Below are 22,651 nucleotides of genomic sequence, written 5' to 3' on the forward strand. Positions count from 1 at the left end.
GGATATCTTCATGCACACGGATCTTGTCTCTCCAGATTCACTGCGTCAGATCATATCTGGCCTGTTTACTCAAAAAAATACATTGGTGGATGATAACGACGATTTAATTCGCAGAGGGCTGGACTCAATGCAAATGATGGCATTGTTAAATCAGTTGAGGCGTCAAGGATATCGCGTCACTTTGCGTGAACTTTATCAAAAACCCACACTGTATGCCTGGAGCCAGCTTCTGCAACGTCATGCGCCGGTTACTCACACAGCACCTAAGTCTGATGCGGCGCAACCACTGATTGCAGATGCGCGTCCGTTCCCTCTGACCGCAGTACAACATGCTTATTTTGTTGGGCGTTCGCCGGAACAGACGTTGGGAGGAGTCGGTTGCCATTTATATCAAGAATTTGATGGTATCGGGCTGGAACCTGAACAACTGGAAGCGGCAATTCATAGGTTGATTCAGCGACATCCGATGTTACGAGTACGGTTTTTGCCAGATGGTCGCCAGCAAGGTATGACCGACGCTTATTGGAAAAAATTAACAGTTCATGACCTGCGCAGCTTGACAGTGGACGAACAGCAACAAGCGCTGAACAATGTACGTGAACAACTAAGCCATCGGGTATTACAGGTTGAACAAGGGGAAACGTTCGATATTCAGCTCAGTCTGTTTGGTGAGAATCAGCACCGGTTGCACGCGAATATTGATTTGCTGATCATGGATGCCGCCAGTTTTAGCCTGTTCTTTACTGAACTGGCGGCATTAATTGTCAAACGTAACTTACCAGCTATCCCTTCTGACTACGATTTTTGCAGCTACCTGGCGCAATATCAGGCGCAATTTGCTCAGGCTCGACAAGAAGCAGAGGTATTTTGGCGTAACCGGTTAGATACCCTTCCCCCCGCCCCACAACTTCCGCTGGCTAAGGAACCTTCGCTAATAAAAAATGTCCGCATTCAGCGCAGATGTTTCCGCTTGGCTCCTGAACATTGGCAACGTTTTAAACAACTTGCTCAACAAAATGGTGTTACGCCAACGATGGCATTGGCGACCGCATTTGCCGGTTTATTATGTCGCTGGAACCATGCTCCCCGTCTGTTGTTTAACCTGACGTTGTTTGATAGAGCGCCATTGCACGCCGCGGTTGATGCCCTGCTGGCCGATTTTACTAATATTCTGCTGTTAGATATTCCCGCTGATAATTTGCCATTCTGCCAACTGGCTCAAGACGCGCAGGCAACATTTGCCGAAGCCTACGAACACCGCCACTGGTCTGGTGTAGAAGTTTTACGTGAACTTAAAAAACGCGGTAGCCATCCACATGGGGCGCCAATTGTGTTTACCAGCAATTTAGGCCGACCTTTATATGGTGAAAATACCCGTGATGTTCTGGGAAAACCAAGTTGGGGAATATCACAAACCCCTCAGGTGTGGCTGGATTTCGTTGCATTTGAACATGAAAACATGCTGAATATTCAGTGGGATAGCAATGATGAGCTCTTCCCTAATGGGCTAATGGATACCTTGTTTACCGCTTATCAGGGATTCATTGAGAACCTAATGGAAAACGCCACCCAGTGGAGTGAAGAATTACCGGATCTGATGCCTGAATCGCAATACCAGCTTCGGCATCAGATCAATGACACAACTGAACCTTTGCCGAACGCCCTTCTGCATGAGGGTGTGTTCTTACAGGCAGAACGTACACCAAATATTGTTGCTTTGGTGACTAATAATAAGGAAATTAGTTATGGTGAATTGAGTTTGGCCGCTCGCCGGTTGGCTGCCGTGTTGCAAAAAATGTCGGTTATATCGGGAGATCGGGTTGCCGTTAGCATGGAAAAAGGCGTCGGACAAATTGTCGCGGTATTGGCGATACTTTATGTCGGCGGCGTTTATGTACCGGTCCCGGTTGATCAGCCAGTAAACCGACGTCGTGCTATTTGCGAAAGTGCTGGAATTCGTGTCGTTATCATTGCTCCTGAACAACAATATGATGACTGGTCGCAAGATGTACATTGTGTTTCCTGGCATCAAGATGAGCAATGGCCGCCTTTGGCAAACATGGCTAAGCGTGCGGTGACTGATCCGGCTTATATTATCTATACCTCTGGCTCAACCGGTATACCAAAAGGGGTGGTTATCAGCCACCAAAGCGCACTCAATACCTGTCTGGATATTAATCGTCGTCATCAGGTTCAAAGTAACGACCGATTATTAGCACTCTCCGCCCTACATTTCGACCTCTCCGTTTATGACATTTTCGGTATTCTCACGGCGGGAGGCGCGTTGGTATTAATTAATGAAGCACAGCGTCGTGATCCATCAACCTGGGAAATGTTGATTTCTCGTTACAACGTAACGATATGGAACAGCGTACCGGCACTGTTCGACATGTTACTGACCTATTGTGAAGGGATGGAAGTGGATGCACCGAAAGTACTTCGTACCGTGATGTTGTCCGGGGACTGGATTGGTTTATCACTGCCTGAACGTTACCGGGCATTCAATCCTGATGGTGTGTTGAGTGCAATGGGTGGCGCTACAGAAGCGGCTGTTTGGTCAAACGAATATATCGTCAGAGAAGTTGCAGCACAGTGGCGCTCTATTCCGTATGGCTATCCCTTGGCTAACCAGCGTTATCGTGTGGTAGGTGAAGATGGCCGTGATTGCCCTGATTGGGTTGTCGGTGAGCTTTGGATTGGTGGCGCAGGTGTTGCATTAGGCTACTTTAATGATGAAGAACGCACTTCCGCGCAATTTGTTGTCGATCAAGGGGAACGTTGGTACCGCACCGGTGATCTGGGTTGTTACCATCCTGAAGGCTGGCTTGAATTTCTGGGACGTCGTGATAGTCAGGTAAAAATTGGGGGTTATCGAATTGAGTTGGGGGAAATTGATGCGGCCCTTAATCAAATAACCGGAATCAGCAAAGGAGTGGCGCTCGCCAGTGGCGAAAAAGAGAAATCGCTGGTGGCGTTCCTTGAATTGGAAGGTGATTCTTTATGCCAACGGGTAAATCGTGCGCCGCAGTTACCCGCTGGCTATCGCGAGCTGTTCCCCGCAGTGCATGCAATAACTGCGGATAGCAGTGAACCTCAAGTTGCAATGTTCTTGTTGGAACACCTATCTCGTCACGGTATTACTTTTACTTCACCACAATCACTGACAGATTGCTTGCAGCGCTATCAGCCCCAACCGGAATACCATGATTGGTTTGGCCGTATGTTGGCATATCTTTGCCAATGTAAAGTACTGACTGAATCTACACCGCATGTATATCAGGCCGGATTATCATCTTCTATTAATAATGAAGCAGATATCCCTGAACGCTGGCATTCTATGCTACGTAGTATTCTTACCGGGCGACAGGCAGCGGTAACATTGCTTGATGATCCACAATTTGCACCGGAACAACAGTTGTTTGTGTTGCCGGAAACCCAACAATGGTTGGTCGGATTGCAACAGGTAATCACTGCCCTCTCTCTGCGATTACAACGCCCCGTGACTTTGATGGAGTTTGATGCTCGCAGCGGTCGCTGTGCGCAGTGGTTGGCAGAGCATATTACTGATCAGCATCTCTGTTACCTCGGCTTTGAACGTTCTCAGGCACTGGTCAATCAGGCGCAAACACGGTTAAGCGGTTATGTTCATGCATCAGTGCAAGGTTGGTCTAAACAAAGTTGGCCTGAACAAGTTCCTGAGTCGCTGCGACATCAGGCTGATATTATTCTGCTAAATAATGTTTTACATCGGGAAGAAGATCCCACACGTTGTGTCAAGGAATTGCTACCGCTTGCTCAACCTGGCGCGTTGATATTGGCAATGGAGTTGCAACAAGCATCGTCTCTCTCCCTGATTACGACTGAGTTGCTTTCACCTCAAGGTATTCAATTACGCTCTGCGTCACAGTGGTTATCGCTATTGCCACAACTATTACCACTACAGGCCGAAACGCCAATTACCATCGGCAACCTTAGTGTGTTATTGATGCAAGCAAGTTACAGTGTCACCATTCCCGATCGGGAAAAAATTAAGTCTGTACTGGCACAACATCTGCCGGGATATATGGTTCCACAGCGCTTGCATATCATTCCTCGTTTGCCGCTGACACCTAACGGCAAAATTGATCGTAAAGCATTGTCGCAAGAACTCCAGTCCGCGACAAAAACCGAGACCGCGCCGGCTTTGTTGAATGCGGTGGAACAAACCGTTGCTGGGATTTGGCAATGTTTGCTCAATACAGAGCAACTGGGTCGTGACAGTGATTTTTTCCAACTTGGTGGAGATAGCCTTCTGGCTACACGTTTGGTTGGTGAACTGACACAACAAGGTTTCAAAGGTGAACTGGGTCATCTTTTCCGTAACCCGCAATTGGCTGCGTTTGCGGCTACACTGGTTCCTTTGACTGAAACTTCATCAGTAGAGTGTGCTCTGCCGAAAGAGCAAAATGAACACCATCCTTTCCCACTCACGGAAGTTCAACAGGCTTATTTGGTTGGGCGCTACCCGGGTTTTGTTTTAAGTGGTGTTGGTGCGCACTTCTTTATCGAATATCGGATAGAACGGTTAGATGTTCAACGTTTAAATCGGGTGTTAAATCGTCTGATCCAGCGTCATCCAATGCTTAGAACAGTGGTTGTCAATGGTCAGCAGCAGATACTAGAAAATGTTTCGCCGTTCTCTGTCAAACAACATCAATTCACCGACATTACGCAGGCAGATACATTACGTGAACAGCTTTCACATCAGGTATTAGATGTCGGTAACTGGCCGGTGTTCGATTTCCAGCTTGCTCAAGACGATGGGATGGTCTCCCGGCTATTTGTCAGTCTGGATAATCTGCTATTAGACGGGTTGAGCATGCAGATATTGCTGGCTGAATTAGAACAGCTCTATCTTGATGAACAACACGAATTGCCGCCATTGAAAGTTACATTCCGGGATTGTGTACTACGTCAGCAACAGGCGCCAACACATCAGAGTTCGTTGCAATATTGGCAGGAGCAAGTGAAAACATTACCACTGGCGCCACAATTGCCACTGCGTATTGCCCCAGAAAATGTTCAATCGCCCCGTTTTGTGCGCTATAGCGATCGGTTATCTGCATATGAATGGAGTCAGTTAAAACAACATGCCGCTCCTTATCAGATAACCCCTTCCGCGTTATTAATTGCGGCTTATGCAGCGGTCCTGTCTGCGTTCAGTACTAAACCGGAGCTAACGCTCAACCTTACCCTTTTCGATCGTCCACACTGGCATGAAGATATTAATCACATTCTGGGTGATTTCACTTCGTTGTCATTACTGGCATGGCGCCCGGAGAAAAATTGGTTATCAAGCGCCCGTAGATTGCAACAACAGCTCTGGCAAGATCTTGATCACCGTCACATTTCAGCAATCAGAGTGATGCGTGAACTGGCGCAGAGTCGCGGCCCTGACGCTGCCATTATGCCGGTCGTTTTCACCAGTGCATTGGGAACACATCAAGGGCAATTCCTATCGCATTCATCGTGGATGAAACCCGTTTGGGGTATTTCCCAAACGCCACAAATCTGGTTGGATCATCAGGTTTATGAATCTGACAATGAACTTTGTCTGAATTGGGATGCTGTTGAAGAATTATTTGAACCGCGTCAGTTGCAAAACATGTTCAATAGCTACATGACGCTACTACGCACCCTTGCGGCACAGCCAGAAAGTTGGCATGCAGTACTGGAACAACTGATGCCGCGCCGACAATCCGTGATGGTTGACAATAGTTCTGTCGCTATTGCGCCATCACTGCGTTCAGAGGGATATGACCCACAAATATGCAGCGAAATTCAACATCTATTTTTATCCATAACAAATCATCCTATTAACGTACAACAAAACTTTTTTGAGGCAGGAGCCAGCTCGCTACAACTCATTCAATTGCATAGCAAATTACAACATGCGGGTTTTCATCATCTTGCCGTGACTGATTTATTTGCTTATCCAACACCAGAGACGCTCAGTTTACGCTGCCGGAAGGATTCTCACGATGGAAATCGCTTGTCGATCACTCCTCGTCAGCGTCAACAACAAAAGCGTCTGCAACAACGGGAAAAACGTCATAAAGGAGCTGCATAATGACTGATTTAACGCCTCACTACGATAATTGCGATCCTATCGCAGTGATTGGCCTTGCCTGCCGCTTTCCGCAGGCGCCAGATAGCGATGCTTTCTGGTATAACCTGCAACACGGAGTTGAGTGTACTGCGCCACTCGCCCGTCAAACATTATTAGATGCAGGTATTCCTCCTGAAGTTATTGAAAGTGAAAATTTTGTCAATCGGGCAGCGATATTAGAAAAGGCGGAACAATTTGACGCCTCGCTGTTTGGTTATTCACGTCAGGAAGCGGAGATGCTCGATCCTCAACAGCGTCTTTTTCTCCAGACCGCTTGGCATGCGCTTGAACATGCTGGTTATGCGCCACGCCATGTCCCCCTGAAAACCGGTGTTTTTGGTAGTAGCAGGGTCAGTACTTGGCCTTCATGGTCACAATTTTCCATGACCGATGTCGGCAAAGTTAAAGGACTTCAAGCGTTAATCAGTAACGATAAAGATTATCTTGCGACACGTACCGCTTATAAATTAAACCTAAAAGGTCCGGCACTGACGGTACAAACAGCGTGTTCAAGCTCACTGGTTGCTGTGCATATGGCTTGTGAAAACCTACGTGCCGGTGAGTGTGACATGGCGTTAGCCGGTGGTGTGGCGGTTTCTTTCCCTCAAGAAAGTGGTTACTTATATCAGCCGGGAATGATCTTTTCGCCTGATGGGCATTGCCGTCCCTTTGATAGTCAGGCAAATGGCACTTATGGTGGCAACGGTGTTGGCGTTGTCACACTAAAACGCCTGAGTGATGCGCTGCGCGACGGCGATCCCATCATGGCCGTGTTACGTGGCAGTGCAATTAATAATGATGGCAATGAGAAAGTTGGCTTTACTGCCCCTTCGGTTAACGGTCAGCGTAGTGTTATTACCGAAGCGCTTCAACTGGCCGATGTCAGTATTGATGATGTTGGCATGATTGAAGCACACGGTACAGGCACACCCCTTGGCGATCCGATAGAAGTTGACGCGTTGCGTAGCGTATTTTTTGACCGTAGTGTAGCGGTACCGCCTTGTTATCTTGGCTCAGTAAAAAGCAATATGGGCCACCTTGATACGGCTGCTGGTATTGCTAGCCTAATTAAAGCAGTCCTGTCTGTTTGGCATGGCTATATTCCACCGACGATCAATGTTCAGCAACCCAACCCGGCGTTACGGTTGGAACAAAGTCCGTTCAGGTTGGCAACGCAAGGACAGGATTGGACACAAGCATTACGAACCGCAGGTGTCTCTTCGTTCGGTATTGGCGGTACCAACTGTCATGTTGTAGTGCAATCATTGCCAGAGGAATTACGTCGTCACCGTGTTCAACATGCGCAGACTTCGCCTTTATTGCTCTCTGCTGCTTCTGAATCTTCATTACGTCAATTGGCACAATGTTATGCGACCGCCCTCAATGATGCACCAGAGCATCATGCCGATCTGGCCTGGACCGCGTTACAGGGGCGTGATCTCTCATTACCCTGGCGTTTAGCGTTGACGCTAACGCCACAAAGCGCTGAAAATTTATCCACTTTTGCCAACAAAAATCCAACACAAAATATTTTCAGTGGCCAAGTCAATAGCGAAGGTAAGCAACTTTGGCAATTTAGTGGTCAGGGTTGTCAATGGTCTGGAATGGGGAAAGCCATGTATGCCAGCTCTCCTATTTTTTCCGCTATGTTGGATCGTTGCTGTGCTGCCTGTACATCAGAGTTGGCACTGCCATTAAAAGCAGTCATGTTCGGAGAGCATGATGCCGCCTTAGCCACCACAGAATACGCACAACCGGCAATTGTGGCGCATCAAATTGCACTGGCGGCACATTGGCGGGCGCTTGGGTTGAAGCCTGATTATGTTCTGGGGCACTCCGTCGGTGAATTTGCCGCTGCCGTTGCTGCCGGGATTTTCACACTTGAACAGGTGATGCCGTTAGTAGCGGTACGAGGCAAACTGATGCAAAGTTGTTCCCAAGGGGGGGCAATGCTGGCGGTTTTTGCCAATGAAGAAGATGTGTTTCCGTTCGTTCGTTCGCTGGCATTAGATCTGGCGGCTTGCAATGGCCCACAACACTGGGTTTGGGCCGGTACAGAGACGGAAATTGCTACTTTGGCGCAACGTCTGGAGCAACAGCAGATTCGTTGCCAGCGTCTTAATGTTGCTTGTGCAGCACATTCAGCCATGCTTGATGGCGTACTGGAGGCATTTTCTCTGCGTTGTAGCCAGTTGCAACCTGCATTGGGGGAAATTCCGCTGATTTCTACCCTGACAGCCAATATTGCAACGGCTGAACAATTGGCTTCACCGGACTACTGGCGTAACCATATGCGTCAGACGGTACGTTATTACCCGGCTGTTGAATTTGCCCGCCAGCAAGGGGCGACATTATTTATGGAGATGGGGGCTGATGCACAATTAACCGGTATCGGGCGGCGTGTCAGTCTGCCACAGGAAACCTGGATTGCTGGCGTACAGCGTCAAAGCTCTCCAGAGACAGCTCAGCAAACGGCGCTTATGCAACTTTACTGTGCCGGTGTGCATCTTGACTGGCCGCACCTTTTCCCACTCACTGGGGAAAAATGCCACGCCCCCCTCTATCCATTTGATGAACAGCATTACCACTTCCCTGCTACCCAATCTGTGCCGCCCGCAACCAATATCAATGCTGGACTTGATGTCAATGCTCTTCTCGATCCTGCCATTGAGCAAACCCCCGACGCTGCGACACTACGCGTGTTGTATACCGATGCATTGGTATATCAATGTCATGGGCGTGATGCTGAACAAGGTTTCGGGGCCATCGACACGATTCGGGCTGGCCGACTGCAACCTTGTTGGCGTCCTTTGTTGGAACAGTTATTAACCTATTGCGTTCAGCAAGGTTATTACCGGGAAATTTCTGGGCCGACGGCGAGTAAAATGTATCGTCCTGATCGTCCCTTGCCATATGCCAAACGCAGATTATTAGAGGCAAATTTACTCACTGCTTTCCCGGCTTTGATTTATGCCGGTGAGCGTCTGTTTGCCCTGTTAAGCGCTCGTTGCGATTTGCCGCGCCAGTTTGTGGCGACACAAGCTATGACTAACTCGTGGCTTCCGGCGCCACAACCGTGTCTTGACACCCACTATGCCCTACACTGGCGTACCATAAACACCACAGATAACCCAAGATCTTCAACAGCGTATACTCTCCGTTCTTCAACAGCGAATGACGAGATTGTCAATCGTTGGCGTCAGGCGGGTATTCATTTACAACCAGAAGGCGGAAATACTTTATTACTGCTTGAAGGCAATGATGTACTTGAATTATGCGATCAGGTTATTACCGAATTAAAACGTGATGAAGCGACATCACTAACCTTTGTCACCTGTTGCGCTCAACCGGAAACTACCTTATCACCGGAGAATATCAACCCAGCTCAGTATGCTGTCTGGGCATTGTTACGTGTCGCAGTTGAAGAATATCCCCATCGCCGTATTCAAGCGATTGATATTGCTGATATCAACGATGCTGATGCTTTGTCATTAGCGCTTGGCTATTTGAGTGAACGTAACCGTTGGCTGAGAGTACGCGGCAATCAAGTCTCGGTGCCGGTTTTACAACACCAATCCTTACTGCTTTCTCAACAGCCGATGTCGATTCCCCATCAGGGTTGGCATATCGTGACCGGGGGAATGGGCGGAGTTGGTCAGATTTCCATCCGTTGGTTGTTGGCCCAAGGCGCACGTAGAATTGCGGTATTTGCCCGCCGTCAACATGTGGATTGGGACGCTTTTGTTCAAGAGTTATCACTGAATACTGAATGTGAGATACGCTGGATTAAAGTTGATGTTACTGATACGCCAGCTTTGTTAAACGCAGTACAGAAGTTGGCACAAGAGGATGGTATCGCCGGGGCAATTCATGCGGCGGGTATCGCTGATCATACCCGGTTGGCAGAACTTGGACCTCAACGTCTGTCTCAGATGTTATCAGTAAAAGCGCTGAGTGCATCGGCGTTACAAACTGCCCTTAAGCAACATAATGCACACTATCTGTTGCTTCATTCTTCTGCTGCATCAATGCTAGGCGCTCAAGGACAAGGGGCTTATGCCGTTGCCAATGCTTATCTGGAATCTTTGGCGCTGACAGCACCGAATTCGTTGATGGTAAAAACACTGGTCTGGGGTGTTTGGGGTGGTGTTGGTATGGCCCGCGATCGGCGATTAGTGGAAAAATTGGCACAAGATGGCATGTTGCCGTTCAGCGTCAATGAAGGTATCTGGCATTTTAATCAATCTCTGCGTACCGCCTCTCCTTGCTATCTGGCGATACGGTTGGATGAGCATCATCCTGATATTTCGCGGCGTTTACAGGCTAATATTGACCATAGCCATCCAATGGCAACCCCTGCTCCTTCACACTCTGTCGATAACACGTTGTATCAGGATAGTGAAGAACGGCTTAATTGGTTGCGTCAACGTGTCGCTGCATTGCTGCGGTTAGAACAGCCTGAACGTTTGGAACCACAACAGGATTTACTGCAATTCGGTTTGGATTCCCTATTGTTCCTAGAGCTAAATGCAGTGATCCACCAGCAATTTGGTTTCAGACTCACTGCCGAATTGGCTTATCAGAATATGACTTTGGCGGGGCTTAATTGGCTTATTGGCGACGCGTTGCCTGAACAACCAATAGCCTGTTCTCAGCCTGAGATCATTATTGACGGTGCCCAACGTCACGCTCCATTCCCGTTAACGCCTATTCAGCATGCTTACTGGATTGGTCGTACTCAGGCTATTGATTTTGGCGGTGTTGCTTGTCACGTCTTATTTGAGTGGGATCTGACACTGGATCGTTTTGATATTCCGCGTTTTGAGAAGGCATGGAATGCTTTGATCCAGCGTCATGGCATGTTGCGCATGATAGTGGATGAAGATGGACAGCAAAGAATCTTGCCTGAAACGCCTTGGTATGTTTTATCGCAAGATGATTTGCGTATGCTGGATGAAACAGCTTGTGAACAGGCATTGGTTCAGCGTCGCCATACACTTTCTTATCAGGTTCCTCCAGCAGAACAGTGGCCGTTGTTTGAGGTTTCTGTTTCTCTGTTACCGAATGCGCATTGTCGCTTACATATGAATTTGGATCTGTTGCAGTTTGACGTACAGAGTTTCCGAATCATGATGGACGACTTGCAACGCTCTTATCACCAGCAACCACTGATGCCACAGGTGTTTACTTTCCGTGATTATGTAATGGCGGAACAAGCTCAACGGGCAAGTAAAGAGTGGCGGGCATCATGGGCATACTGGCAGGAACAATTACCTTCGTTGCCGCCGGCGCCAAGATTGCCGCTGAATCCACAATTGCCTCAGCGTAGTCAGCCACAATTCACGACTTATGAAGGTCGATTAACACAATCTGATTGGCAAATGCTTAAACAACGCTGGCAACAATGGGGAGTGACTCCTTCCGCCGGTCTGTTGACGCTGTTTGCTCATACGCTGGAATGGTACAGCCGTCATCCGTTGTTTACCCTCAATCTGACATTCTTCAACCGGCAACCTTTCCATCCAGAGGTTCAAGATCTGATTGGTGATTTTACCTCCGTCATGTTGATGGATTTTGACTTACGCAAGACAACTTCCCTGCGTGCCAGCATGGAGAAAACCCAAGCTTTGTTATGGCAACGACTGAGCCATAACTATGTCAATGGTGTTGAGGTGTTGCGAGAACTCGGTCGCCAACAAAGTGGTGAAACTCAAAGCAGACAACCGCTGACGCCGGTGGTTTTCACCAGTATGTTAGGAATGGCGCAAGAAGGCGTCGCTATCAAACAATCCATCACCCAGTTACTGGGCGATCCGGTCTTTGTGCTGAGTCAAACCCCGCAAGTCTGGTTGGATCATCAGGTCATGGAAGTGGATGGAGATCTACTGTTTAACTGGTACTGCATGGATGATGTATTGGCGCCGGGGGTTATTGAAGCACTGTTTGCCGCTTATAACGCGCTGTTAGTGCAAATTTGCCGACAATCTGACCGTATAGAACATTATGATCTTCATACACCACCTTCTGGCCATGCACGTTATGATTTCTGGCCGCAACAACCTGAATTGCGTCAGGCCGAGCAATATCTGCGTGCTAAACCTGAAATCCGGCTGGCAGAAATTCAGCCACGTCAGGACGACACGCAAGGTTATAATGTATGGCTGGTGGCGGAAAATAATCTGCCATTACAGTTATCAGAACCACAGGCGATAAACACCGATCTATTACCTCTGCCTGAGTTAACCGAACAACAGGCGTTTGAACGCTCCTGGCAATATATTGAACAGCAAGCATTACTTGGCTTGAGCCAAACATTATTGCGCCATAACCTGTTTACTTATCCTCAGCAATATCACTCTCGTGAAGAGATTGAACAACGTTTACAACTGGCACCACAGTATCAGCGTCTTCTTACCCAATGGCTGACGTTATTAAACAACCACGGATTTATTGAAAAAACCGCTGGTGGATACCGCTGTTTGCAACCGCTGAATCATGTTCCTGCTCCTACGGCAAAGCTGGACGACGCAGTGTGGTGTCAAACCATTAGCCGTTATGTCGCGACATGTATCGAGCAACATGACGCCCTGCTTGCCGGGCGAGGTAATGCTTTGGAACTGCTGTTTGCCGATAAACAGACTACTGCCAGCCTCTATAGCGAGAATCCAGCGTTACGGTGCCTGAACCAAACTGCCGCTGAAATTATCCGACGATTGAGTCGGGTATCTGAACATTTCACCATGCTGGAAGTTGGCGCAGGAACCGGTGCAACCTCAGCGAAGGTACTTGAGCATAATGCACAATCGATTGAAAGCTACCACTTTACCGATGTTTCGCCGCTATTCCTGGATGATGCACGCCAATTACTTAATCACTATGGTGAAACCGTAAAATTTGCGCTGTTCGATATTAACCAGCGTATTAATTTTAGCCAGCATCCAGAATCCGGTTATGACCTGATTATGGCGGTTAATGTGTTGCATGATGCAACCCATTTGCAAAACACCCTACAGCGCCTGTCACGGTTACTGAAAACCGGGGGATGGTTGTTGATTATTGAATCAACTAAACGTGAAAGCGCTATGCAACTCGCCAGTGTTGGCTTTATTGAAGGTATTAATGCCTGGAGTGATGATCGCGGTGATAGTGCATTAATGGAGCTTGCGGACTGGCGTAAGTACCTGGAGAAATCTGGCTATCGGGTTTCATTGGAATGGCCGGGGCAAGATGGGCCAGAACTGCATCAACAACTGATTCTGGCGCGTGCTGAACGGCAAGCGCGGCTTAATGTCAGTGAAATAGCAGCACAATTTTCTACTTTGCCTTACTCATTGCATGTTCAACAGCAAGAACAATTGCCGTTGATCGTGACCGCTAAAGAGAGCGCGGCACAGTCATCAACTTCGGAAACAGAGCAACCGGAAACGGCGGATGACCAGCTCCATGAAATAGAACAGCAGGTAATCGCGCTCTGGTGTTCACTGCTTCCTCAGCCAATACAGCGTCACAGTGACTTTTTCCAGAGTGGTGGTGACAGCTTAATTGCTACCCGGATGGTGGTGCAATTGCGTCGTCAAGGTTACGAACAAGCAAATCTGCAACAGCTTTTTGAACATCCTAAGTTGAGTGAGTTTTGCCGTACTTTGCGGACAATTGAAACAACACCCGCTACACAGGCTATTCCACTTGAGACTAAGCCAGCATCGGAACAGACGCTGCCACTGACTGCGTTGCAGTATGCTTATTGGTTGGGCGAAAGCCAACTGTTCCAGTTTGGTAACGGTATCGCTCATTTCTATGCAGAACTGGCTATCAAGAATCTTGATCTGCCTCGTTTTACTACTGCCTGGAACCGTGTAATCAACCATCATGCGCAATTACGTGGCTATGTGAAGGATGGGCAATATCATATTCTGCCGGAAGTTCCCTGCTATACCCCGACGGTAATCGATTGCCGTAGCATGATGTCTGCTCAGCGCGAGATAAAACTCGCTGATGCCCGCGATACCCTGCGTACTAAAGGTGTTCCTAGCGATAGCTGGCCGTTGTTTGATTTGACGCTATATCATATTGATGACCGGACACATCTATTGCATTTGACTATCGATCTGTTAGTCGCTGATGGCAAAAGTCTGACGTTAATTCTAAGTGATTTGCAACGCGGGTATCAGGAGCCCAATTGGCAGCCAGAACCACCGGCCGCGACTATTAGTGACTATATTCAAGCACTGGATGATGAGAAAACAGGGGAAGCCTGGCAACAAAGCAGACAATATTGGCTTAATCGCTTACCTTATCTGCCTGATGCACCGGAGTTGCCGTTAAAAGATCATCAGTCACAAGAGCTTAATCAACAATGTCTGACGGGATATATCAGCCCACAACAGTGGCAACGTTTGCAACAACGTGCAGCAGAGTACCGAGTGTCCCCATCACAGGTTATGTTGACGTTATTCACCCATGTTCTGGCGGTATGGAGCAACAGCGAGCATTTCACCATCAATGTTCTGCATGGCAACCGGCTGCTTATGCCACAACATTGCGATACGTTGGTGGGGAATTTGTCTACCACGTCATTGTTGGAAGTGGATTTACGCAACAGCACAGGATTCAGTGACTCAGTAAGTCGGATACAGAAACAGTGGTTAGCTGATCTGCAACATGCTCTATTTGATGGTCAATTAGTACTCAGAGAGAAAAATCAGCACCGTCACAATCTGAACGCCGGTATGCCGATCGTGTTCAACGATACAACCGGTACTGCGGGTCAAGGGCCATCAGGGTTGGGAACGCTGAATCTTTTTGGCGCGCAAACACCGCATGTTTATCTCGACTGTATGCTGATTTCCGGCTCAGATGGTGGCGTTATCATTCAATGGGCAATTTTGCCGCAACTGTTCCAGCCACAAGTTGCAGAAAATATGTTTGCTCATTATCAGGCTAGCGTCGCTGCCCTGATTGAACCTGATTACCAATGGAACGCCCCACTGCCAGAGTGGCTCCCGGCAAATGATCAGATTTTGTGCCAAAACAGTAATGCGACAAAGAATGTTTTTCCGCCACATACGCTTTGTTCGTTAATCGAACAGGCGGTAAGCCGCTACCCACAACGTACCGCTGTAGTCGATGCTTATCGTCAAATCGATTACCGAACTTTGTGGTCACAAAGCCTGGCGCTGGCCGCTCATTTACTAGCGCAAGAAAATCAGCATTCGTCTCTGATTGGCGTGGTGATGGAAAAGGGTTGGGAACAGGTTGTCGCGGTTATAGCGATTTTATTGGCGGGACGGGCTTATCTGCCTATTGATGCCAGCTACCCGCAACAGCGCATTCATCAGCTATTGGCATCAGGAGAAGTTGAGACTGTATTAACTCAACCTAAGTTTGCTCAACAGATGAGTTGGTCTGATGGTGTACAGGTTATCGCACTGGATGAAACATTACTTAACTGCTTGCCGAAAAATACTGGTGAGCAGCGCTTGTCTGCCTGCCCTGAGGATTTAGCTTATGTGATCTTCACATCAGGCTCTACTGGCAAACCGAAAGGCGTGATGATAGATCACCAAGGAGCCGTTAATACCATCCTTGATATTAACCAACGTATTGCCCTCAATGAACATGAGAGCGTGCTGGCAATCTCAGAATTGACATTCGATCTTTCAGTTTATGATCTGTTCGGTACTTTAAGTTGTGGGGCCAAACTGGTTATTCCTTCTCCCGGTGACAGCCGACAACCCGACAAATTATTGACGTGGTTACAGCAAGAATCGGTCACTGTTTGGAACTCTGTTCCAGCATTTGTACAACTGCTTGAGGAGTATGCCAGAGATTATCCACATTCTTTGGATAGCCTGCGTTGGGTATTGATGAGCGGTGATTGGATACCGACCAGTTTGCCGGAAAGATTATCTGCCCTTCACCCTGCGTTGAATCTTCTCAGTTTGGGCGGTGCAACCGAAGCATCAATCTGGTCTATTGCCTATCCTATTGCTCAGGTTGATCCAAACTGGCGCAGCATCCCATATGGAAAACCACTGGCTAATCAGACTTTCTATGTGCTCAATGCAACGCTTTCACCCTGCCCGGTCTGGGTAACGGGGGAACTCTATATTGGTGGACAAGGGTTAGCACTAGGCTACTGGGCTGATTTAGAAAAAACTGCCCAAGCCTTTATTACTCATCCTCAAACCGGTGAACGGTTGTACCGCACCGGTGACTTAGGGCGCTGGCGGCCAGACGGTAATATTGAATTCTTGGGGCGCAATGATCACCAGATTAAAGTTCGTGGCTACCGGATTGAGTTAGGCGAGATTGAACATCGCTTATGCGAGCACCCGGATATACAACAAGCGTTAGCGTTTGCACATACTACGTCAACGGGAGCACTGCAACTCGTCGCGGGTGTGCGTTTATCTGATGAAACACCGCTATCTACAGAACTCTTACCGATTCTGCCTCATTGGTTGCAGCAGACCTTGCCTGCCTGGATGTGCCCACAGCGCTTTATCATTCTCGATACGGTACCTGTATCCGACAACGGTAAAATTGACAGACGCGCATTAGCCGCCTTGGTTGAGGAAGTACAGGAAACTAATCCAACATCATCCGTTGCTCTCAGTGTGACAGCACAAGCTGTGTTGGACCTTTGGCAATCGGTATTGGCACAACAAGCTATCAATGTGCATGAGAGTTTCTTTACGCTAGGCGGTGATTCTCTGGCGGCGGTGCGGTTAATGGTGAAAATTAATCAGACGTTTAACCGTCAATACCCACTCAGCTTGCTACAAACTTACGATACCGTACACTCATTAGCTGAATTTATTGAACATCAGCCAGAAAGCCTTTGCCAAGGAGTGATATTGAACAAGGGAAGTGTTGAGCAACCGGCCCTGTTTATCGTACATCCTATTGGTGGACATCTGTTGGGGTATCGCCATCTGGCGGCCAATTTCGGCGATCAACGCCTGATTGGACTGGCGTTTTCCCCGGATAATTTAAATACAGATACCCCTTCCGTAGCGGCGTTGGCGGCTGACTATATTAGTCAAATCCGAGCCTTCCAGCCGCAAGGTCCTTATGCTTTGGCAGGATGGTCTTTCGGTGGATTGGTGGCCTATGAAATGGCTCATCAACTACGAGCGATGGATGAACGTGTTTCTCAATGCATCCTGATTGACAGCTTTGCGCCAAATGTGCGCACTGATCTGACGCTGGATGAAACATTTTGTCATCGTCATTTCCTGCTCGATTTGCAGGGACAATTCCCAAGTCTGACTCTGGATAATCATGTTATCGCTGCCGATACTAAGACTTTCCTTAATGCATTGCACGATGCCTTGCCACAATCTGCACAGATTGATAGCTCGCTGAACGCACTTTATGACGTGTGGCGCTATAACTTGAATGCATTGCTTAACTACTGCCCTCCACACACTTCACAGCCTTTCTGGCTTATTCGGGCAGCACAGGCACTACCTGATTTTATGGATTATCTCGATCCAACCACCATCGCCTCAAGCGATCTGGGCTGGCAGGCTTTTGGTCCGGTCAATGTGACACAGCTTGCGGGCGACCATTACACCTTGTTCCAACATGAACATGTTGGCTCATTGGTTACTTGTCTGAAAGATATCTTGAATTTAGTACCAACCACTAATTTTGTTAAGGAGAACATATGATAAAGCCACGGCGGGTTCTGATTGTCGGTTCGAAATTTGGCGAACTATATCTTAATGCATTCTTACAACCTCAGTCTGGTCTGGAACTGGCTGGCATTTTAGCTCAGGGCAGTGCTCGCTCGCAGCAACTTGCTCGTGACTTTAATGTGCCGCTATTCTGCTCATTAGATGAGCTACCAGATGATATTGATATTGCCTGTGTGGTAATTCGGGCAGAAGTGATTGGCGGCAAAGGCGATCAGCTCACTCAAGCACTTTTGGCTCGTGGAATTTCTGTCATTCAGGAACATCCCCTTGATACTGAGGCCATCAAAAGACATCAATTAACCGCCAAAAAACATAATGCAGTGTTTTGGGTAAATAGCTTTTATAGCCAATGCGATGCTGGAAGAAGTTGGTTACACGCGGCAGGGCAAGTTAGTCACTTATCACAGCAGCGTCCGGTAAGTGGTTATTTGACAACCAGTCGCCAATTGCTATTTTCCGCGCTCGATCTGTTGTTACAGGCATGTCACTGTCCGGAACAGATGGAGATAGTCTATGTTGGTCAGCGAAGCAGTGCATTTCATTGCTTTGAACTTAGCTTCGCAAGAACAACCGTAACGTTAAACGTGCAATCCTACTTGGACCCGAGAGATCCAGATATGCACAATTTAGTGATGCATAAAATGACGCTAATCTGGCCTGCCGGTTATCTGACACAGGAAGCCAGTTACGGGCCGGTCATTTGGACACCCGTCCTTCATGCTCCTGACCATCTGAATAGTGAACAAAGCCTCTATCTGAATGCCAGTCAGCCGGATGGTAACTATTTGCACCAGACAACATCACAAATTCTTTGTCCGGCCACCAAGAACTGGATGACGGCATTTGAATGTGATGGCGCTAAAGGTGTGGCATTGCTACTCAATACCTTGAGTTCTGTATTGAACGGCGCCCCCTGCCCGTCTGCTTTTGCTTACGATTACCAACTGCGGTTAGCGGGTTTATGGCAACAAATTTTGCGCATTATGGGAGAGCCTATTACTCAGGATTTACCGTCCCCTGTTTGGATTGAGCCAGCAAAATTGATGTTAACTGAGGAAGAATATTGATGACGTGGGCACTCCCTACACATCCGATGATTCGTCCGTGTCTGACGACTCACGGCGAACCCAAATACACGTTGTTAATCTGCCCCTTTGCCGGGGGCAGTACCAGTGCATTCCGCCACTGGCCCACATTGGAAAATTTAGATATAGCGGCTTCATTGGTGATTTATCCCGGACATGACAGCCGTATGGCGGAAAAAGCCGCTGCCAGTATTGCGCCATTGGCGCAATCACTTTCTGACTTGATGGTGTCATTCACCCCCGCACAGAGAGAAAACCTGATACTTGTCGGTCACAGTATGGGGGCGCAAGTCGCTTTTGAAACTTGCCAACGCCTTGAGCAACAAAACTGTTCACCTAAGGCGCTAGTACTTTCGGGGTGCCATGCGCCTCATCTTCAATCTCGCCGCCAGCTTAGCGGGTTGCCTGATCATGAGTTTCTTGAACAATTGATTGATATCGGCGGTTGTAGCCCGATTTTGCGAGAAGATCCCGGCTTGCTTGAGCTGTTCTTACCGATGTTACGGGCCGATTTTCTTGCTACAGAACGTTATTGTCGGCCCATTCAGACCGACGCTGTAAAATTGCGAACACCAACATTACTGCTTTATGGCAGTGAAGATAAAGAGGCTTCTGCGATAGAAGTTCAGCAGTGGCGGCAATGGCTTGCAGACGGGGATCAACATCTTTCATATCGCTACAAGGAGGTTGTAGGCGACCATTTTTATATTACTCAAGAACCTGAAAGTTTTATTCGTCACATTACACAATTTATACAATATGTACAGGAGTTTGCATAATGGCACCTTTTTCTATTCCAGGGAAAACACTTACTTTGACGCCAGACTATCTTTGGAATGGCAAAACGCTAGACCAACAACTTGCCGGGTGGGCTGGTATTTGGGGCGATAAAACAGCACTGATCTATCAAGAACAACAACTCACTTACCGTGAATTGCACCAATCCGCAGAGAGATTAGCCAGCGGACTATTTCGTCGTGGGATATGTCGTGGGGATAACGTTATGGTACAACTGCCTAACCGTATCTCTTTTGTCGTTACCTGTTTTGCCCTGTTTAGGTTAGGCGCTCACCCGGTGTTATTAATGCCGACACAGCGGACACATGACGTTCATGCCCTTTGCCAGATTGCCCGCCCGGTTGCTTACATTATCCCCGATTGCATCCATGATTTTGACTACCGGGAAATGGCCCGAGAAATTGCGGCGTCTTGTCCCGATTTGAAACACATTATTGTTGACGGAGAAGCGGAAGAATTTACCGCATTGGCATCCATTGATAATGAACCGGTAAATATTCCTGGTCCAAGCTATGGTGATATTGCTGTTTTATTGCTTTCAGGGGGAACGACCGGTACACCGAAATTAATTCCCCGTACTCATGATGCTTATACCTATGATTTTGTACTCTCTGCTCGCTTGTGCGCAGTAAATACGGAAAGTGTTTATTTGGCCGTACTGCCTGTCGCACATAACTTCACGTTAGGCAGCCCCGGTATTTTGGGTACCCTTTCCCAAGGCGGAAGTGTCCTTCTGAGCGATACCGCCAGTTGTGATGAGGCTATGCCGTTAATCGAGCAACACAAAGTGACCCATCTGGCATTAGTACCGGCTCTGGCACGGCTCTGGGAACAGGCCCGCGACTGGGAACAAAGCGATCTTTCATCCCTACGCTGTTTGCAAGTGGGAGGCGGCAGGTTGACGCCAGAACTAGCGGAACAGGTAATAGCACGCCTTGGGCCTTTGCAGCAGGTGTTTGGTACAGCGGAAGGATTACTCTGTTATACCCGATTGGATGATTCCTATGAGGTCATCATTAATACCCAAGGGCGTCCGTTATCAGAAGAAGATGAGATCAAAATTGTTGATGCTAATTTGCAACCTGTAGCACCTGGCGAGGTGGGAGAGCTTATTACACGAGGTCCTTACACCATTACGGGATATTACCGTGCAGAGCAGCATAATACCGTGGCTTTCACCACCGATGGGTTCTATCGTACCGGCGATCTGGTTCGTATGACCTCAGATGGCAATCTGATCGTTGAGGGACGCATTAAAGAACAGGTTAACCGCAGTGGTGAGAAAATTTCGACCCAGGAAGTTGAAACCTTGTTGCTGCAACACCCTGACATTGATGATGCTGTTGTCATTGCTGTGCCCGATGAGCTATTGGGTGAACGAATCTGTGCCTGTTTACCTAACAACGGCAATCAGCCTGAACCGGCGCAGATAGAGGAATTTCTACAGCAGAGAGGGGTTCAGCGTCATAAAATTCCTGACCAATGGTTGTTTGTCGCCTATTGGCCGTTAACTACAGTGGGAAAAATTGATAAACGCCGCTTGGTACAGATGGCACAAGCGGAACATGGCTGTCCAATGCGGCAATATCATGAACAAACGGTTGTTATTACCAGCACTCCGCTAGATTTGGTTACGCATTTGCTTTCAGACAACGAGGCACAACCTTATATGCTCTATGAAGTGAAAGGTGAATGGTCGTTGGGGATAGGCTGTGAAGCGACCATCAGTGCGGATGCATCAGGGCAACTGATTGATTCACAAGGTAATCGTCATCCATACGATATCAGCACATTGAGCCAGAAACTTGAACAGGCGCTTAATGCTCTCCCCATTCAGGATTGGCGTGCCTACGGAAGAACTTTATTTGAATTCTCCCATATGACCTATGGGCTGCCATTAGAACAACAAAACGAAGCGTTAATAAAAATCACTATTCCACAGCATGAATTACGCATAACTCAAGGACAGGTTCTGATACGAACCCTCGAAGAAGGTCAACTAACTATATTGAGTAAGAAAATTAGCCAGGCTGATCAATTAGGCACACCCGTTTTCTCATGTACAGAAGATATGGAAATCATTAATAAGCCAGACGCGGCGAAACATTATCAGGATAACGTCGCCAATGCGGTTAAGGATATTGCCGTGGGCCATTACCAGAAAGTGATCCTGTCACGTCGGGTTGAACTTGGTTCAGGCATTGATATGCCACACAGTTACTGGTTAGGCCGTCAGGCTAACACACCTGCCCGCTCCTTCTTCTTACGGGATGAAGATTTCTCTGTTTATGGTTTCAGCCCAGAAACCGTGGTTGAAGCAGATGGTTCAGGTTGGGTCAGTACACAACCATTGGCTGGAACCAGAGCCTTGACACATGATAAAGATCAGGATCAACGGTTGAGAGCAGATTTGCTTTCTGACCCGAAAGAGATCTCCGAACATGCTGTTTCGGCCAAATTGGCATTAGAAGAGTTGGCGCCGATTTGTCAGGCTGACACACTTTGTGTATCAGAATTTATGGCGATTCGTAAACGGGGTTCAGTACAACATTTGGCATCACGGGTAAAAGGATTATTACAAACAGATAAAAATCGTTGGGATGCATTTATCGCCCTATTCCCGGCGGTAACCGCTTCGGGGATACCCAAAAAACCTTCTTTACAAGCAATTTCACGTTACGAAAGTGAACCACGCCGACTTTATAGCGGTTGTGTCATGTTATTAGATAGCTCAGGTAAATTGGACGCGGCGCTGGTATTGCGTTCTCTCTATCAGCATCAGGGGCGCTGTTGGCTCCAGGCTGGCGCAGGATTAGTTAGAGATTCCAAACCAGAAAGAGAATGGCAGGAAACCTGTGAAAAACTTGACTGCATTATGAAATACGTTCGCCGTTATGCCGACAAAAAAGAGTAAA

At 47.9% G+C, this 22,651-nt stretch carries 5 protein-coding genes; all 5 read left to right on the forward strand.

The genetic code is table 11. The features are described from left to right. The first annotated feature begins 10 nt into the window (after positions 1-10). From Phpb_RS20185 to Phpb_RS27315, 5 genes are read left to right on the forward strand one after another with little or no spacing between them, the layout of a single operon-like run. Complete coding sequence (locus Phpb_RS20185; protein WP_065391918.1) at positions 11-6,109, forward strand: non-ribosomal peptide synthetase; 6,099 nt, start codon at positions 11-13, stop codon at positions 6,107-6,109. Beyond that, a complete protein-coding gene (locus Phpb_RS20190; protein ID WP_065391919.1) occupies positions 6,109-17,826 on the forward strand; it encodes a hybrid non-ribosomal peptide synthetase/type I polyketide synthase in 11,718 nt (3,905 codons plus the stop codon). Before Phpb_RS20185 ends, Phpb_RS20190 begins: the two co-directional genes overlap by 1 nt. Then, entirely contained in the window at positions 17,823-18,920 is a 1,098-nt protein-coding gene (locus Phpb_RS20195) for a Gfo/Idh/MocA family oxidoreductase (RefSeq protein WP_065391920.1), read from the forward strand. Before Phpb_RS20190 ends, Phpb_RS20195 begins: the two co-directional genes overlap by 4 nt. Next, positions 18,920-19,717, forward strand: coding sequence for a thioesterase II family protein (locus Phpb_RS20200; RefSeq protein ID WP_240492629.1), 798 nt, complete (start codon positions 18,920-18,922; stop codon positions 19,715-19,717). The genes Phpb_RS20195 and Phpb_RS20200 overlap by 1 nt, the downstream gene beginning before the upstream one ends. Then, a complete protein-coding gene (locus tag Phpb_RS27315) occupies positions 19,717-22,650 on the forward strand; it encodes a salicylate synthase (RefSeq protein ID WP_065391921.1) in 2,934 nt (977 codons plus the stop codon). Before Phpb_RS20200 ends, Phpb_RS27315 begins: the two co-directional genes overlap by 1 nt. Position 22,651: the final 1 nt, after the last annotated feature.

Origin of the sequence: Photorhabdus namnaonensis, from assembly GCF_001684335.1 — a bacterium.
Taxonomy (GTDB): Bacteria; Pseudomonadota; Gammaproteobacteria; order Enterobacterales; family Enterobacteriaceae; genus Photorhabdus; species Photorhabdus namnaonensis.

Excerpts from the sequence above, each read along its gene's own strand:
- Phpb_RS20185 (WP_065391918.1), top strand. The coding sequence starts at position 11 with ATGCACACGGATCTTGTCTCTCCAGATTCACTGCGTCAGATCATATCT.
- Phpb_RS20190 (WP_065391919.1), top strand. The coding sequence starts at position 6,109 with ATGACTGATTTAACGCCTCACTACGATAATTGCGATCCTATCGCAGTG.
- Phpb_RS20195 (WP_065391920.1), top strand. The coding sequence starts at position 17,823 with ATGATAAAGCCACGGCGGGTTCTGATTGTCGGTTCGAAATTTGGCGAA.
- Phpb_RS20200 (WP_240492629.1), top strand. The coding sequence starts at position 18,920 with ATGACGTGGGCACTCCCTACACATCCGATGATTCGTCCGTGTCTGACG.
- Phpb_RS27315 (WP_065391921.1), top strand. The coding sequence starts at position 19,717 with ATGGCACCTTTTTCTATTCCAGGGAAAACACTTACTTTGACGCCAGAC.